This is a genomic window from Bradyrhizobium lablabi (assembly GCF_018129385.1).
In the GTDB taxonomy this organism is placed as follows: Bacteria; Pseudomonadota; Alphaproteobacteria; order Rhizobiales; family Xanthobacteraceae; genus Bradyrhizobium; species Bradyrhizobium lablabi_C.
This window is the reverse complement of record NZ_JAFCLN010000004.1, coordinates 182,208-196,789: the sequence shown is the minus strand read 5'-3', so window position 1 is coordinate 196,789 and position 14,582 is coordinate 182,208. Positions and strand designations below refer to the sequence as shown.

General features: G+C 62.1%; 14 protein-coding genes. 9 read left to right on the top strand and 5 right to left on the bottom strand.

Annotation, left to right across the window (positions count from 1 at the left end; translation table 11 throughout):
- Positions 1 to 31: 31 nt before the first annotated feature.
- The 3 genes from hyi to JQ628_RS10475 all read left to right on the top strand — a co-directional run bounded on the left by hyi (position 32) and on the right by JQ628_RS10475 (position 2,405).
- Complete coding sequence (gene hyi / locus JQ628_RS10485) at positions 32 to 817, top strand: hydroxypyruvate isomerase (RefSeq protein ID WP_212222465.1); 786 nt, start codon at positions 32 to 34, stop codon at positions 815 to 817.
- Positions 818 to 1,003: 186 nt separating this feature from the next.
- Positions 1,004 to 1,891, top strand: coding sequence for a 2-hydroxy-3-oxopropionate reductase (locus tag JQ628_RS10480; protein ID WP_212222464.1), 888 nt, complete (start codon positions 1,004 to 1,006; stop codon positions 1,889 to 1,891).
- A gap of 130 nt (positions 1,892 to 2,021) precedes the next feature.
- The gene (locus JQ628_RS10475) at positions 2,022 to 2,405 is read left to right on the top strand and encodes a DUF1236 domain-containing protein (RefSeq protein WP_212222737.1); all 384 of its coding nucleotides are present in this window, start codon (positions 2,022 to 2,024) and stop codon (positions 2,403 to 2,405) included.
- A 69-nt stretch (positions 2,406 to 2,474) separates the two neighbouring features.
- On the opposite strand, the gene JQ628_RS10470 is transcribed toward JQ628_RS10475, so the two are convergent.
- The 3 genes from JQ628_RS10470 to JQ628_RS10460 all read right to left on the bottom strand — a co-directional run bounded on the left by JQ628_RS10470 (position 2,475) and on the right by JQ628_RS10460 (position 4,073).
- Positions 2,475 to 2,831, bottom strand: coding sequence for a VanZ family protein (locus tag JQ628_RS10470; RefSeq protein ID WP_212222463.1), 357 nt, complete (start codon positions 2,829 to 2,831; stop codon positions 2,475 to 2,477).
- An 85-nt stretch (positions 2,832 to 2,916) separates the two neighbouring features.
- Positions 2,917 to 3,522, bottom strand: coding sequence for a thiamine pyrophosphate-dependent enzyme (locus JQ628_RS10465; RefSeq protein WP_212222462.1), 606 nt, complete (start codon positions 3,520 to 3,522; stop codon positions 2,917 to 2,919).
- 8 nt (positions 3,523 to 3,530) lie between these two features.
- Positions 3,531 to 4,073 carry a thiamine pyrophosphate-binding protein gene (locus JQ628_RS10460; protein ID WP_212222461.1) on the bottom strand — a complete coding sequence of 181 codons (543 nt, stop codon included), beginning with the start codon at positions 4,071 to 4,073 and terminating at the stop codon, positions 3,531 to 3,533.
- Positions 4,074 to 4,250: 177 nt separating this feature from the next.
- Here JQ628_RS10460 and JQ628_RS10455 point away from each other — a divergent pair, with 177 nt between their 5' ends.
- Together JQ628_RS10455 and JQ628_RS10450 are read left to right on the top strand one after the other, a co-directional pair.
- A complete protein-coding gene (locus JQ628_RS10455) occupies positions 4,251 to 5,213 on the top strand; it encodes a Bug family tripartite tricarboxylate transporter substrate binding protein (RefSeq protein WP_212222460.1) in 963 nt (320 codons plus the stop codon).
- A gap of 120 nt (positions 5,214 to 5,333) precedes the next feature.
- Complete coding sequence (locus JQ628_RS10450; protein WP_212222459.1) at positions 5,334 to 6,383, top strand: hydroxyacid dehydrogenase; 1,050 nt, start codon at positions 5,334 to 5,336, stop codon at positions 6,381 to 6,383.
- 36 nt (positions 6,384 to 6,419) lie between these two features.
- On the opposite strand, the gene JQ628_RS10445 is transcribed toward JQ628_RS10450, so the two are convergent.
- Together JQ628_RS10445 and JQ628_RS10440 are read right to left on the bottom strand one after the other, a co-directional pair.
- Positions 6,420 to 7,244 (bottom strand): response regulator transcription factor, encoded by an 825-nt coding sequence (locus JQ628_RS10445; RefSeq protein ID WP_212222458.1) that lies wholly within the window; start codon positions 7,242 to 7,244, stop codon positions 6,420 to 6,422.
- 382 nt (positions 7,245 to 7,626) lie between these two features.
- Positions 7,627 to 8,151 (bottom strand): hypothetical protein, encoded by a 525-nt coding sequence (locus JQ628_RS10440; protein WP_212222457.1) that lies wholly within the window; start codon positions 8,149 to 8,151, stop codon positions 7,627 to 7,629.
- Positions 8,152 to 8,322: 171 nt separating this feature from the next.
- Here JQ628_RS10440 and JQ628_RS10435 point away from each other — a divergent pair, with 171 nt between their 5' ends.
- The 4 genes from JQ628_RS10435 to JQ628_RS10420 all read left to right on the top strand — a co-directional run bounded on the left by JQ628_RS10435 (position 8,323) and on the right by JQ628_RS10420 (position 14,580).
- Complete coding sequence (locus JQ628_RS10435) at positions 8,323 to 8,895, top strand: hypothetical protein (RefSeq protein ID WP_212222456.1); 573 nt, start codon at positions 8,323 to 8,325, stop codon at positions 8,893 to 8,895.
- 511 nt (positions 8,896 to 9,406) lie between these two features.
- A complete protein-coding gene (locus JQ628_RS10430) occupies positions 9,407 to 10,198 on the top strand; it encodes a hypothetical protein (protein ID WP_249127724.1) in 792 nt (263 codons plus the stop codon).
- Between the two features lie 118 nt (positions 10,199 to 10,316).
- Positions 10,317 to 12,236: a hypothetical protein gene (locus JQ628_RS10425; RefSeq protein WP_212222455.1), complete on the top strand. Its 1,920-nt coding sequence runs from the start codon at positions 10,317 to 10,319 to the stop codon at positions 12,234 to 12,236.
- 163 nt (positions 12,237 to 12,399) lie between these two features.
- Positions 12,400 to 14,580, top strand: coding sequence for a type I secretion system permease/ATPase (locus JQ628_RS10420; RefSeq protein ID WP_212222454.1), 2,181 nt, complete (start codon positions 12,400 to 12,402; stop codon positions 14,578 to 14,580).
- Positions 14,581 to 14,582 lie beyond the last annotated feature (2 nt).

Below are 14,582 nucleotides of genomic sequence, written 5' to 3'. Positions count from 1 at the left end.
CGCATCGTCCGAAACAGGGGGATATCGACCCGTGCCAAAATTTGCCGCCAACCTCACCATGCTCTTTGGCGAGATGCCGTTCATCGACCGCTTTGCCGCGGCCAAGGCTGCCGGCTTTTCCGGTGTCGAATATTTGTTTCCCTATGATTTCGAAAAGCCCGCGCTGCGCGAGCAGTTGCAGCAGCACGGGCTGACGCAGGTCTTGCACAACCTGCCCGCCGGCAATTGGGCGGCGGGCGAGCGTGGCATCGCGATCCTGTCCGACAGGGTCGACGAATTCCGCGACGGCGTGCATCGCGCGATCGACTATGCGGCGGCGCTCGACTGCCATCAGGTCAATTGCCTGGTTGGGGTGGCGCCGGCGGGTGCCGACTCGGCCGAGCTCAACGACGTGCTGGTGAAGAATCTGCGCTATGCCGCGTCCGCCCTGGCGCGCGAGAAGATCCGGCTCCTGATCGAGCCGATCAACACCATCGATATCCCCGGCTTCTTCCTGAGCGGCAGCGAGCAGGCCGCCCAGCTCATCAGCGACGTCCGCTCGGACAATCTCTTCATCCAGTATGACATCTACCACATGCAGATCATGGAAGGCGACCTCGCGCGTGGTCTGCAAAAGCATCTCGGCCGCATCGCCCATGTCCAGCTCGCCGACAATCCCGGCCGCAACGAGCCCGGCACCGGCGAGATCAACTATCCTTTCCTGTTTCGTCATCTCGACGCGATCGGCTATCGTGGCTGGGTCGGATGCGAGTACAAACCGAAGACGACGACGGTCGACGGCCTCGGCTGGCATGCGGCGCAGATATTTGAAACGTGAGCACGTATTTCCGGACAGGTAGATCAATACGGTGTATTCAATGGCCTCGTGGTTCGAGACGCGCGGCGCTGCCGCGCTCCTCACCATGAGGGGTCTCAAACCTCATCCTGAGGAGCCACGCGTAGCGTGGCGTCTCGAAGGATGGAGCCGCAGAACAAAATCCAAAACGATTGGGGAAGAAACGAGATGATCGATATCGGTTTCATTGGCCTCGGCACCATGGGGCGCCCGATGGCCGTCCATTTGCTGAACGCGGGGCACAAGCTGTTTCTGCACGACGTCGCCACGATTGCGCCTGAACTGGTTGCCGCGGGCGGTGTCGTCTGCAAATCCGCCAAGCAGGTCGCGCAGGAAGCCGACGCCGTCATCGTGATGGTGCCGGATACGCCGCATGTGGAAGCTGTGCTGTTCGGCAAGGACGGCGTGGCCGAGGGAATCTCCAAGGGCAAGATCGTCACCGACATGAGCTCGATCTCGCCGCTGGCCACCAAGGAATTCGCGAAGAAGATCGAGGCGCTGGGTGCCGACTATCTGGACGCGCCGGTGTCCGGCGGCGAGGTCGGCGCCAAGGCGGCGAGCCTCACCATCATGGTGGGCGGGCCTGAGCGTGCGTTCGCGACCATGAAGCCGATTTTCGACAAGATGGGAAAGAACATCACCCTCGTCGGCGGCAACGGCGACGGCCAGACCACCAAGGTCGCCAACCAGATCATCGTCGCGCTGACCATCGAGGCGGTCAGCGAAGCCTTGCTGTTCGCGTCAAAGGCCGGCGCCAATCCGACCCTGGTGCGGCAGGCGCTGATGGGCGGTTTCGCGTCATCGAGAATCCTGGAGGTGCATGGCGAGCGCATGCTGAAGCGGAATTTCGATCCCGGCTTCCGCATCGAGCTGCATCAGAAGGATCTCAATCTCGCGCTCGAAGGCGCGCGTGCGCTCGGCCTCTCGCTGCCGAGCACGGCGATCGCGCAGCAATTGTTCTCTTCGTGCGCCGCGCATGGCGGACGCGCCTGGGATCATTCGGCGATGGTGCGGGCGCTGGAGATGATGGCGGACCACGAGATCGGCAACGCCTGACGTTCATCGCATGTTCATCGCAAGCAAGGGAACCCGCTTCCCTTGCTTGACTTTCCCGCAACTGGAACCGGAACTGCTCACCACCCCGGCGGTTGAAGAAAGCATCTTCAAACCGCTGGAGGACGATACGATGAAGACCCGTCTTGCTGTTTCGCTTGTCGCCGCGTCGTTGATGACGTCGGGCGCGGCGTTCGCACAATCCACCACCGTCGATGGCGCCAACACCGGCGCGCATGTCGGTGCACAGGTTGGTGGCCCGGTCGGCGAAGTCGTCGGCGGCACCGTCGGTGCGGCCGTTGGCCTTGGCCTAGAGATTCCGAATGCGGTGATCGGCGCCGTTCCGCGCGAGCGCTCCGTGGTGGTGCATGAGCGTGTCGTCGTCGGTGAGCCGCTGCCGGAAGCCGTTGAGCTGCGGCCGGTGCCGAGCCACACCGAGTATCGCTATGCGGTCGTCAATGATCGCCGGGTGATCGTGGAGCCGCGCACGCGCCGGGTGATCAAGATCATCGACTAATGCGTGTCCGAGCACGCGCAGCGAACTATCGAAATGAAAGACCCCGCGGGCGCTCGGCTCGCGGGGATTCTATTGGGAGGCCTGCGTCCGCGTCCGCTTGATCATCCAGTCGAGCGCTGCCGCGACAGCCAGTCCGACACAGACCGTGGATGCGTCGACGACAAAATCCATCCACCGCGCATGCCGTCCCGGCGCCCAGAATTGCATGATCTCGATGGCGCCGGTCATTGCCACCGCGATGAAAGCGGTGAGCAGGCGGTTGCGTGTATAGGCAAGGCCGAAGGCGAGACCGACCAGCACGAAGGCGAGGGCGTGCTCGCCGCTCTGGCCGAGATCGGCATGCGGCCGGTAGCGCGGCGGCCCCAGCGTTGCAAAGGCGACAGCGGCGGCCAGCAGCCAGGCCAAGAGGCGGAGGAAGATCGTCATCGCCTTCGCATAACACAGATACGAGACCTGTATTCCGCAACTGCGAAGGGGCCGATCGCTATGGTTAATGCCCGAATCTTGGGCGTCAGAACGGCTGCCGAACGCCCATGCCGCGCATGAAATTCTCCCGGATCTGGACGGGATCGCGCTTGGTGGTTCCGGTTCCCGGCTTGTCGTCGATGCGCACGCCGATCAGCGTTGGACCGTCAGAGGTAAGCGATTGATCGATTAGCCGCTCGAAATCCTCCTCATCCGCTGCCCAGGTGCTGTTGGAGAGGCCGCTGGCCTGCGCAATCGCAACCAGATCGGCCGTGGTGGCGGCCGGCGTCGGCTGCGCGCCGGTGATCTGGTAGATGCCGTTGTCCATGATCACCATGGTGAGATTCCTGGGCGCCAGCGTCGCGATGGTCGAGAGCGTGCCGAGCTGCATCAGGAGCGAGCCGTCGCCCTCGAGCGCGAACACGCGTCGCTTCGGCTGTGCCAGCGCAACCCCGAGCGCGATCGGGAAGGCAAGGCCCATGCTGCCGAGCATGTACCAGTTCTGCGGGCGGTGGCCGGCGGCCCACAGATCGAAATTGGTATTGCCGATGCCGCCGATGACGGCTTCCTCGTTCCTCAGCCTTGCGACCAGGCGCGAGGTGAGATCGAAGCGGTTCATCACCTTGGTGTTGCGGGCAGGGGTGCTCGTCATGGGCGCGCTCACTTGTCAAAAACCTTGCCGCCGGTCAGCAGCGGCGAGAGGATCAGCGCTACCGGCGCCTGGGTGGTGACGGCCTGCTTGATCGAGCGGTCGACGACGAATTCGAGTTCGTCCAGCCGCGTGCAGGTGTGGTGCTCCATCGCGAGCGAATCCAGCACCGGGCGCATGGTGCGGCAGACCAGCGATTGGCCGAGATTGAATTCGCCGAGCGTGCCGCGCTCGGACACGAACATGATCAGCGGGATCTGGGACGGCACGACCAGCGAAGCCAGCACGTTGGCGAGCGTCGCAAAGCCCGATGTCTGCATCAGCACCGCGCCCTTCAGGCCGCCCATCCAGGCGCCGGAGACGATGCCGACCGCCTCTTCCTCGCGCGCGGTGGGGAAGGTCGTGAAAAAGGGATCGGCGTGCAGGCTCTTGATCAGGCCAGTCAGCACGCGGTCGGGTACATAGGGGATCAGGCGGACGTCATTGCGCTTGAGCGTTTGCAGCACCACCTCGGGCCAGCTCTGGGGCGAGGTTCTCTCCTCCGCAACCGCCATTGTCGTCTCCCTGTGTCGCGACGTCGTCTGCATGCGGCCGCGCTAAGGGCTGCAACTTGACGGGACCGGCGGGATTGTCAACATGGCTGACCGTTACCGTGATCTGCATTCGGCGGCGTACTCCAGTCGCGCCGTCATGCGATCATGGCGATAATGAAGACATCGGGGAGGGATGCCATGGGAAGCTGGTTCCGGACGGCTGCGCTTGCGGCTCTCATCGCAGCGGCTGCGAGCGCCGCGCAGGCGCAATTCCCGGACAAGCCCGTTCGTATCTTCGTGCCCTATCCGGCCGGCGGCGGCGTCGATGTTCTCACCCGCACCCTCGGTGAGGTCGTGTCGAAGCAATGGGGCCAGCAAGTGGTCGTCGAAAACCGCCCCGGCGCAGGTGGGTTGATCGCCTCCCAGGCGCTGGTGACTTCGCAGCCCGACGGCTACACGCTGATCATGGTGGCCAGCGGTCACGCTACCAATCCATTCCTCTACGCGAAGCTGCCTTACGACACTTTCAAGGACTTCACGCCGATCACGCTGCTGGCATCCTCGCCCAACGTGCTGCTGGTCCGTGCGGACTCACCATACAAGTCGGTCGCGGATGTGATTGCGGCGGCCAAGGCGAAACCGGGGAGCCTGTCCTTCGCTCATGCCGGCAACGGCACCTCGACCCATCTGGCCGGCGAACTGCTCAAGAGCCTCGCCAAGGTCGATATCGCCGCGATCCCGTACAAGGGCGGCGCGCCCGCGATGAACGATCTGATCGGTGGACAAATCCCGATGTCGTTCAACAATGGCCCGGAGTCGGTCGGCCAGCTTCAGGCCGGCGCCGTCCGCGCGCTGGCGGTGACCACGGCCGCGCGGGCGCCGTTCCTGCCCGATGTGCCGGCGATGTCGGAGACCGTGCCGGGCTACGACACCGAAGTGTGGTGGGGGCTGCTCGGGCCGGCCAACATGCCGGCCGATATCGTGGCAAAGCTCGCCGGCGATTTCATCGCGGCGCTCAACACCGATTCAGTGAAGGAGCGGCTGAAGAAACTCGGCGCACAGCCGATCGCCGGCTCGCCGCGCCAGTTCACCGAAAAGATTCATGCCGACTACGAAAAATGGGGGCCGATCATCAAGGCTTCCGGCATGAAGCCGGAGTAGGGCAAATCTGATGATCCCCGTTTGCCAGCCGCCGCGTGGACGCCGAATCAGGCGGCGCAGCACAATGTCCTCGCGACCCATCCCGCAAAACTCTACGAATTTCCCAACTGAAAGAAGAATATGTCGGTCAACAACAAGCGCGTCTTCTACGTCAAATATCTCGCCCACGACATCTACACCGAAATCCTCAAAGCGCGCCCCGACGTGCGGCTCGACCGGCTCGAGAACGAAAGCCCGGCCGAGATCTTTTCGCCGATTCTGTCGGCGGCGCATGCCTACCAGATCGGCGCGGCGCGCGACGAGCTGGCGCGGCATTTCCATGTCGACAAGGATCTCTTGAAGCGGACGCCGAACCTGCTGATCGTCTCAAGCAACGGCGCCGGCTTCGATCCCGTCGATGTCGACGCCTGTACGGAAGCCGGCGTCGTCGTCGTCAACCAGTCCGGCGGCAACGCCAATTCGGTCGCCGAGCATGCGCTCGGCATGATGATCACGCTGTCGAAGCGCATCCTCGAATCCGACCGGGCGCTGCGCCGTGAGCGCAACGTCAACCGCAATTCGCTGATCGGCAACGAGGTCAAGGACAAGACCGTCGGCATCATCGGCATCGGCAATGTCGGCCGCCGCATCGCCGAGCTCTGCAAGGGCCTTCTGCACATGAAGGTTCTCGCCTATGACCCCTATTTGTCCGCGGAAGAGATCGCGGCGCGAGGCGGAGAGAAGGTCGAGCTCGACGATCTCCTGCGGGCTTCCGACTTCGTGTCGATCTCCTGTCCTCTCAACAAGGGCAGCCGCCGCATGATTGGGGCGCGCGAATTTGCACTGATGCAGCCGCACGCCTTCTTCGTCACGACCGCGCGCGGCTTCATCCACGACGAGGAAGCGCTTTATGAAGTGCTGAAGCAAAAGCGCATCGCCGGCGCCGGGCTCGACGTCTGGGACAAGGAGCCGCCGCCGCCCGAGCATCCGCTGCTGCAATTCGACAACGTGCTGGCAAGCCCGCACACCGCAGGCGTGACGCGAGAGGCACGGATCAATATGGGCCGGATCGCCGCCGAGCAGTTGCTGGACGCGCTCGACGGCAAACGACCGCCGCGCATCGTCAATCCGGAGGTATGGCCCGACTACGCCAAGCGGTTCGAGCGCACGTTCGGCTTCACGCCGAAATAGCGATGCACGGCCTGGCCGCGAAACGATACAGGCGGCTCACTTGGTGTGTGTATCGCCGTTGGACTTGGCGACCGGACTTTCCTTTGGCGTTTCCTTGAAGCCGGAAAACAGCGTTTCCGACAGCACCGCGACCTCGGTCCGGTTCCTTGCCTTGAGCTTTCTCATGATGTGGCGAAGGTGCACCTTGACGGTGTGCTCGCTCATCTTGAGTTCATAGGCAATCTGCTTGTTGGCCTTGCCGTGGCGGATCTCCTCGACGACTTTCATCTGCCGCTCTGTCAGCAGGGCGCTGTTCCTGACGCCCATCAACGGTTCATCGTCGCCAGGCACGAAACTGCTGGCAGGGATGAATACGCCGCCAGCCTTGACGAGGCGCAGGGCTTCCACGGCGACGTTGAAGCTCAGGCTGGTCGGAATGTAGCCGCGCACGCCGCTCTTGAGAATGCGAACGATGTGATTGAGATCATCCGTATCGGAGACGATCACCACCGGATTTGCCACGGCGTTGGTCTTGAGAAGCTCCAGGTCGGCCGTGCTCGATTCGTTGATGGCATCGATGACGACGATGATCACGGCGTCGAACGTGCTCTGATTTCTTGAACCCAGCCATTCGGCGATGCTCGAGAAGGAGAGGACGTCGTGATCGACATAGGCGGTCTGGAGACAAAGAGCGAGGCAATCCCGGAAGACGGTGCGACGGTGGATGATGACGATGCCGGGCTTTTTCAACTCCTTCGATGACGGCTCTTCCTCGTCGCCGTTGTGCGAGGCCTGTAGTCCGAGGATGTCCTCGTCGGCCTTGATGTCATTGCCATTGCCGGCCGTTGTGCCGCGAGCCTCATGAGGTCTCGATGGGTTCAAACTCACCGAGGCAGGGGGCGAGTGCAATACTCGCTGGTCCTGCAAGCTGCTCGAGGACCTGCTCAAGGTCCGGGTCACTTCAATGCGCGAATTCAAATGCGATATAGTACGCATAACGAAACTCCCAATTCCAATTGGAGTAGCGCAAATAACCTTTCTCGTTATTATGGGCACCGGATTGTTGATGCACCGTTACCCATCGCGTTGATGGACCACTACTGTGTCGTGACGATGAACACACTACTGCTTGCTCGACTCTTACGCAATACGGTGCGCTGCGTGCGCTCGGCGATACAATTTCGTCGCAGGAATTCGCCGAATGCGGCTTCACTGCGCCGTTTTGTAGTCAGGTTGAAAGCATGATTTTGTTCATTGGGAACCGTCATGCGTCAATTTGACCGCGCGGCGCAACATGCGCATCGAAAAATTGATTCCATGCCGCGATGACGTCCTCACGTTGTGAGAATGCTTTCAACGGCTCATCTTCAAGTTTATTCGGCCATCGCTCCAGATTCGCAAGGCCGACACCTTCCGCGAGCGTCTGCGTCCCGAACAGGATCGTGCTGAACGCTGCTGCGTTTTGGCACCCGAGTTCGAAATCGCGATTGCGGTCCGTGCTGAGCAGCAGCAGTTGCTCGGCCATCGCCTCCGAGTTCATCTCGGTGAGATCTTCCCATGCGCGGCACTGCACAAGGCACAGCGAGTCTCCGGATATCCTGCTGCTTTCGAGTCTTGCAATAATGCTGATCAGCATGACCAGGAAGCCGATGATATACGGATCGGACCACGCGACGTCAGATATTCCGCCGAGACGGTGGCGGCTGCCGTCGACGATCGGCGAAAGCGCGGCAACGGCCGCCTTGCGGGCCTTGCGCGTCCTGGACAGCTCTAACGCCCATTGCCACATGACGGCACCTCATGCCGTTGGCCTTGTCGAGGCACGCTCGACGGTTGCTCCTGCCTTGCCCGCCGGATTTCCCGATCGTATATTTGCGACTGTGCGTGCTCCAGAAGTTAACGCCGGTGCACGACGTGCACGGCAACGACGCGTCCTTTGCCGTCAGGACGGTACCGCAACATGGTGTCCAGCCGCCTTCCTCCCAAACCCGATTTCGATGCGATTGCGGCGTCCGCGCCTTCGACGGCCGACCGGCGCACGCAAATCCTGGCGCTGATCGGCAATCTCGTTTCAAGCTGGTCCAACAACGAGAGCATGTTCATCTACGTCCTCATGATCCTGCTGCGGACGAGCCAGGAATCGGCGGCACTCACCTTCGCGACTCTCAACACGACGCGCGCGCGGCTTGATCTGATACAGCGGCTCGCGAAGATCACGATCAGGGACAAGAGCCTCGACAAGGCTCTTGCCAAGATCATCGAACGCTTCAACGAGTCGACCGCGGTCCGCAACGAGTTCAACCATTGCATGTACATCGTCGACGCCAGCGGACAGATCACCCATACTCAATCGATGCGGATCGTTCAAACCAGGGACAGCCTGCAATTCGGCGAAATGAAGCCTATGGACGCGGCTCGGCTGAGGAGCATGGTCAAGACCACAAAGGACATGACCCGCATCAACCGCGACATCTGGGAATTTCTGCCCCGTCTCGAAAGCCACCTGCGTTCGACCGAGAAACCTCCTTCCTGAACGCCTCGCGGGAGGCGATGCACAGCGAAGTTTTCCTCCAGCCAACGAGGTTCTGGTGGACAACTTGGACGTGCGTAGTGAACTTTTCCTTCGCCGCGCTATTATCTGTAACGGGACAATATTTGCACAATTGCAGCGATGCTGCACTATCCGAACGGATAGGCGCCGTCACTCGAACGGCTAGTCCTCCCTTTGTTATACCTCGTTCGAGTTATGGCTCTCGGCCGACGGGCGCCATTGCGCTCGTCGATCGAGCGACGCGCGAGGCCGGCGCAACTAGCCGAATAACTCCACCGCGCTATGCCGCGATGAAGCACCATCCCCGAATGTGCGGCTAGTCCATTGTTAACTCATGAGCAACCTTAACGCTGCGAAGTCTCGTAAAAACTTACGAGGGGATCGCAGTCGGTAGTCCCGACGTTAACCGCATCGTTATGCATCGGTCATCGCAGACGTAGAAGATCAGCGATCTCCGAGGCGGCGCGATGCTCCTACCCAACGGGAGTGCATCATGTCGAGTTACAAGCCGCGCCGTAAGGATCCGGACCAGGATCAGGACCAGAAGCAAGATCAGGATCAAGACCAGAAGCAAGCCAATCTTCAGGCACAGCTTCAGGGCCAGGGCCAGGGTCAGGGCCAGGCGCAAGCCCAGGCTCAGCTCGCCGTTCAGTCGCTCGACTCCAAGAGCGAGAACGACAACGAAAACGACAACGACAACAAGAACAGCAACGACAACAAGAACAGCAACGAGAACGAGGTCGAGAACAAGGTCGACAACACCGTCGACAACAAGGTCGACAACGACATCGACAACAGTGTCGAGAACAAGGTCGAGAATACCGTCGACACCAAGGTCAATGTGGACGTCAACATCGACCTCGACCTCAAGGCCGACGGACTGAGCAGCCCGGTCATCGATCTTTCGGATCTCAGCTGCGTTACCGGCTCGATCATCATGCCGGACGTGGTGAACCAGAAGCTCGACGGTGACGGCAACCAGTTCAACATCGATCAGGTCAACAATCTGGTCGACAACGACTTCTCGCTGGCGAATCTGTCGTATGACGGCAAGGGCGGCGACGTGAAGTTCGACGCCAAGGCCGAAGGCGGCGACGTCAAGCTCGACGCGAGGATGGAAGACGTTATCGGCGACTCGGCGACCGGCGTCCACGCGACCGCCGACGCGATCATCGACCAGTCCGCGTTCAACCAGACCATCACTCAGGGTGCGAACATCCAGTTCAACAGCATCGAAATGAGCGTGGCCGGAAACGACTTCGCGGACGACCACAGTCTAGGCTAACGACCAGTTCAACCCGCGCGGCCTTCGCGCCGCGCGGGTCTCTTTTGCTCCGCGACAAAAATCATTTCATACGGCCCGTACGTAAATTCGTAATCGAGCCTGGCCAGGGGAGGCTCCTATGGTACCCGGCGGCTTAACTGAGTCGATTTGGCATTTTGCTGGCCATTTCAAGATCATCCACGACATCGCGAGAGACCGGATCGAGTACGATCCGTCGGCATTCGGTAATCGGCCGGACGACTACACGACGCCGCGCCCCGAGTACGTCTACGCGCCCGATATTGACGACCTCGAGATTCGCGGGACTCCGGCGCCGCAGCTTCCGCTGCTGGATGCATTGCAGGCCGCGCATCTTCTTCCGATCAGGCTGCGACTGACGCCGGACTCCGAGTCCGAATTCGAGCCTCACCTGCGATCACCCGGCGGTCCGCTCCGTCCCAGCGGCGGAGGCGGCGGCGGCGGCGGTGGGCATGACAAGATGATATCGGTCACGTACCAACCCGGCGGCGAGCAAACCCAGCTCGAGATCAATCAATACAATCTCCTGTCAGACAATGATGTGCTGCTGCAAGGGTACGGCGCGGAGCCGGCGATCGATGGCAATATCGCGCAGCTCTCGGTGCATGCGGACGCCGTCCTGCGCGAGATGGCGGACAACGCCAACGACGCCATTCCCGTCGAGTGGTGGATTCCTCAGAGCGGCCAGGGCGTCGTCGAATTCCTTCAGACTTCGGATCCCGAGCGTGACGGCACTCCGTCGCCTCATTCGGTCGACGCCGGCTACTACCTGAACGGCGTGCTCCAGGAGCCGGCACCGGATACGCCCTTGCCGACGCTGGAGCTCTACGAGAAGCCGGATTTCGGCAACGGTGTCGGGCAGTGGACCGAAGCCGGGGCCAACACCAGCCTCAACGCTGCCCTGATCGTCGATCTGACGGAAACTGGCCAGCGCATGATCGTGATGGGCGACTATTTCAGCACCAACGCGATCTTCCAGACCAATTCGCTCATCGACAAGGACCACATCGATGCGGGCGGCGGCGCCGGGCCGGCAGTCGCTTCAGGCAACAATACGACCGATAACATCGCCGATTTCATCGAACATCCCGGGATCTACGCGGAGGTTTCGGCGAAGTTCGGGGGATGGCACTGGAATGTCGATGTGGTGAACGGGGACTACTACAGCGTCCATACCGTGACGCAAACCAACATGCTGATGGACGACGATGTGGTCGTGCAAGCGAGCTCCGATGCCCACTATGAGCTGGTCGCCGGCGGCAACGGACAGGTCAACCTGACGGAAATATTCGACGGCGATGTCCACTATGATCTGATCATCGTGGCAGGCGGCTATCACGGCATGAACGTGATCTTCCAGAACAACATCCTGCTCGACAACGACCAGGTTCAGCAGCTTGCCGACGGGTTCAATTCATCCCATGACGTCAGCTCCGGCGACAACCAGCTCGTCAATTCTGCAACGATCGAGACCTTCGGCGGCGACAATTTCGAAGCGATGAACGGCAATACGCAGGCCCTTGTCGCCGCGATCGGTAGCGGCCAGACCAGCCTCGATCCTGCGCTCGGCAAGCTTCTGGCCGGACCGGATGGCGTCATCAACGTGCTCTATATCACCGGCGACTACTACGACGTCAACGCGATCTGGCAGACCAACGTCACCTCCGATGTCGACGTCATGCTACAGCTTCTTGGCAAGCCTGCCGACGGAGCATCGATTGATCCCGACGATCCGGGAACCCAATCGGCATCGGCCGGCAATAACAAGTTGATCAACGAGGCCGTCATCGTCGATGTCGGTGCGACCGACACTTACGTGAACGGCGAAGTGTACACCGACACCATCCTTGTTCAGGCAAACCTGCTGCCGAGCGGCATGGACAAGGCCGTCAACGGCGACACCGACACGCTGATCACGGAGCTGGTCGCTTTCGTCGACGAGACCCAGAACCAGGAACAGACCATTCAGCCGGTGCAGACCCAGCCGCACGACGACGCGGTTGCGAACGTCATGCACTAGAGCTTGATCCGGAAAAGTGGATACCGGTTTTCCGAGAAGATCACGCTCCAACAAAAAGACAGGGCGGGGGGACGACTCGAGGAAAGTCATCCCGCTCCAGGCGGCCGGAAGGATTGGAAGGGGGCCCGCAAAGGGGCCGCAGCGTTGCTGAGGAGGCTGGCGAATGGCACGGGGCGAGGGCGAGGTTGACGGAACGGCCGACGTTCCAGCGCAATCGACGGAGGAGGACTTCGTCAGCTTCCAGACGGCGAATGTCGTTTCGTTTTCGCCAAAGCAGGCAGCGCAGGGCAGCGGCGCAGCCGTTGCGGCGGGCCGTCCGGGCCCGGCCGGCGTCCAAGGCACAAGCGCGCTCGTGATCGAGCTTGAGCGGGCCGTCGCCGCCGTGCAGGCCCTCGCTAAACCCGAAGCGAAGCCGCAAGTCGGTCCGGAAGCGACAGCAACGCCCCAGCCAACACCGCCGCCTCCGCGAGCCGAGGCGCGGCCACCGTCAGGTCAGGCGTCCGTCTCCAACGGCGCGTCGCTGCCTGCGATAGCGAACGGGCATGGCGGCGGCTCGGGCGCCCCCAATGGTGGCGGCGGTGGCGGCGGAGGAGGTGGCGGCGGCTCCACGCCCCTGCATCGGCGATCCAGCGAAGCCGAGTTTCGCGACGTGCTTGGCAAGGGCCTCGCCGGCGTGCGGCGGAACCTCGTGACCGTCGGCATCTTCTCGATCGTGGTCAACCTGCTGGTGCTGGCGATCCCGGTCTACCTGTTCAACATGTCGGACCGCGTGTTGACGAGCCGCAGCACCGACACGCTGGTAATGCTCACGATGATCGTGGTGGCCGCGATTGCGGCCCACGCGCTGATGGACGTGATGCGCCGGATCATCCTGATGCGCGTGGCGGTCGAGACCGAGGCCCGGCTGGGCGGCCCGGTGCTGAGCGCCGCGGCGAAGGCTGCGCAGGGCGGATCGAGCCGGGAATTCCAGACACTTGCCGATCTACAGCACCTGCGTGCGTTCATCACCGGCCCGGTTCTGCTCACGATGTTCGACTCTCCCGTGGCGCCGATCTATTTCGCGGTCGTATTCCTCATCCATCCGCATCTCGGGCTAATCGTGCTGTCGTCCGGCGTGGTGCTGATGGGGGTAGCCCTGCTCAACCAGAAGATCACGGCGATTCCGTTCACCAGGGCGAACGCCTACGGCACGCGCGCCAATCTCCAGGCGGAAGCCATGGCACGCAATGCCCAGGTCATCAATGCCATGGGAATGATCCCCGAAGGCGTCGTGGTCTGGGGCCGCGAGACCGTGGAATCGCTGAAGGCGCAGGTTGCCGGGCAAGACCTCAACATCATGATGACGGGCGTGTCCAAGTTCCTGCGCCTGTGCACCCAGATCGCGATCCTCGGCTGGGGCGCGTGGCTCGCGCTGGAAAATCAATTGACCAGCGGCATGATCATCGCGGCCTCGATCGTGGCAAGCCGCGCGCTTGCGCCGCTCGAGGGCACCATCGAAGGCTGGCGCAACTTCGTCCAGGCGCGCTCCGCCTACGGGCGGATCAAGGCCCTGCTACAGAGCTCGCCGCTGAATCTCGATCGGCTGCGCCTGCCGCGCCCGCAGGGCCATCTCAGCGTCGAGCGCGTGCTGTACGTTCCGCCGCCGACCAAGAAGGTCATCCTCAACGGCATCACCTTCCAGCTACAGCCCGGCGAGTCGATGGCCATCGTCGGGGATTCCGGCACCGGCAAGACCATGCTGGCGCGCATGCTGGTCGGCTCGATCATCCCGACGGCCGGCAACGTTCGCCTCGACATGATGGATCTGCGGAACTGGGACGCGCGGCAGTTCGGCGAGAACACCGGCTATTTGCCCCAGGACGTTCAGCTCTTCCCGGCATCGATCAAGGCCAATATCGCGCGGATGCGCGACGATGCGCGCGATGCGGATATTTTCGACGCGGCCGAACTTGCCGACGTGCACGAGATGATCTCGAGCTTCCCGCAAGGCTATGAGACCGTCGTCGGCATGGATGGCAGCCCGCTGTCCGGCGGCCAGCGGCAGCGGATCGGACTGGCGCGCGCATTCTTCGGCAATCCGCGCCTGATGGTTCTCGACGAGCCCAATTCCAACCTCGACGCCAACGGCGAGCGCGCGCTGGCGCGGGCGCTGCTTCGTGCCAAGGAAAGGAAGATCACCGTCGTCACCGTCACGCAGCGCGCGGCGCTGCTGCGCAGCGTCGACAAGATCATGATCATGCAGAACGGCGCGGTGCAGGCCTTCGGCGATCGCGAAGAGATCATTCCGCTCATTAGCGGCAAGAAGCCGAACGGGTCCGGCGGACCGCCCGTGCTCAATTCGTGAGG

Excerpts from the sequence above, each read along its gene's own strand:
- JQ628_RS10480 (WP_212222464.1), top strand. The coding sequence starts at position 1,004 with ATGATCGATATCGGTTTCATTGGCCTCGGCACCATGGGGCGCCCGATG.
- JQ628_RS10475 (WP_212222737.1), top strand. The coding sequence starts at position 2,022 with ATGAAGACCCGTCTTGCTGTTTCGCTTGTCGCCGCGTCGTTGATGACG.
- JQ628_RS10470 (WP_212222463.1), bottom strand. The coding sequence starts at position 2,831 with ATGACGATCTTCCTCCGCCTCTTGGCCTGGCTGCTGGCCGCCGCTGTC.
- JQ628_RS10465 (WP_212222462.1), bottom strand. The coding sequence starts at position 3,522 with ATGACGAGCACCCCTGCCCGCAACACCAAGGTGATGAACCGCTTCGAT.
- JQ628_RS10460 (WP_212222461.1), bottom strand. The coding sequence starts at position 4,073 with ATGGCGGTTGCGGAGGAGAGAACCTCGCCCCAGAGCTGGCCCGAGGTG.
- JQ628_RS10455 (WP_212222460.1), top strand. The coding sequence starts at position 4,251 with ATGGGAAGCTGGTTCCGGACGGCTGCGCTTGCGGCTCTCATCGCAGCG.
- JQ628_RS10450 (WP_212222459.1), top strand. The coding sequence starts at position 5,334 with ATGTCGGTCAACAACAAGCGCGTCTTCTACGTCAAATATCTCGCCCAC.
- JQ628_RS10440 (WP_212222457.1), bottom strand. The coding sequence starts at position 8,151 with ATGTGGCAATGGGCGTTAGAGCTGTCCAGGACGCGCAAGGCCCGCAAG.
- JQ628_RS10435 (WP_212222456.1), top strand. The coding sequence starts at position 8,323 with ATGGTGTCCAGCCGCCTTCCTCCCAAACCCGATTTCGATGCGATTGCG.
- JQ628_RS10430 (WP_249127724.1), top strand. The coding sequence starts at position 9,407 with ATGTCGAGTTACAAGCCGCGCCGTAAGGATCCGGACCAGGATCAGGAC.
- JQ628_RS10425 (WP_212222455.1), top strand. The coding sequence starts at position 10,317 with ATGGTACCCGGCGGCTTAACTGAGTCGATTTGGCATTTTGCTGGCCAT.
- JQ628_RS10420 (WP_212222454.1), top strand. The coding sequence starts at position 12,400 with ATGGCACGGGGCGAGGGCGAGGTTGACGGAACGGCCGACGTTCCAGCG.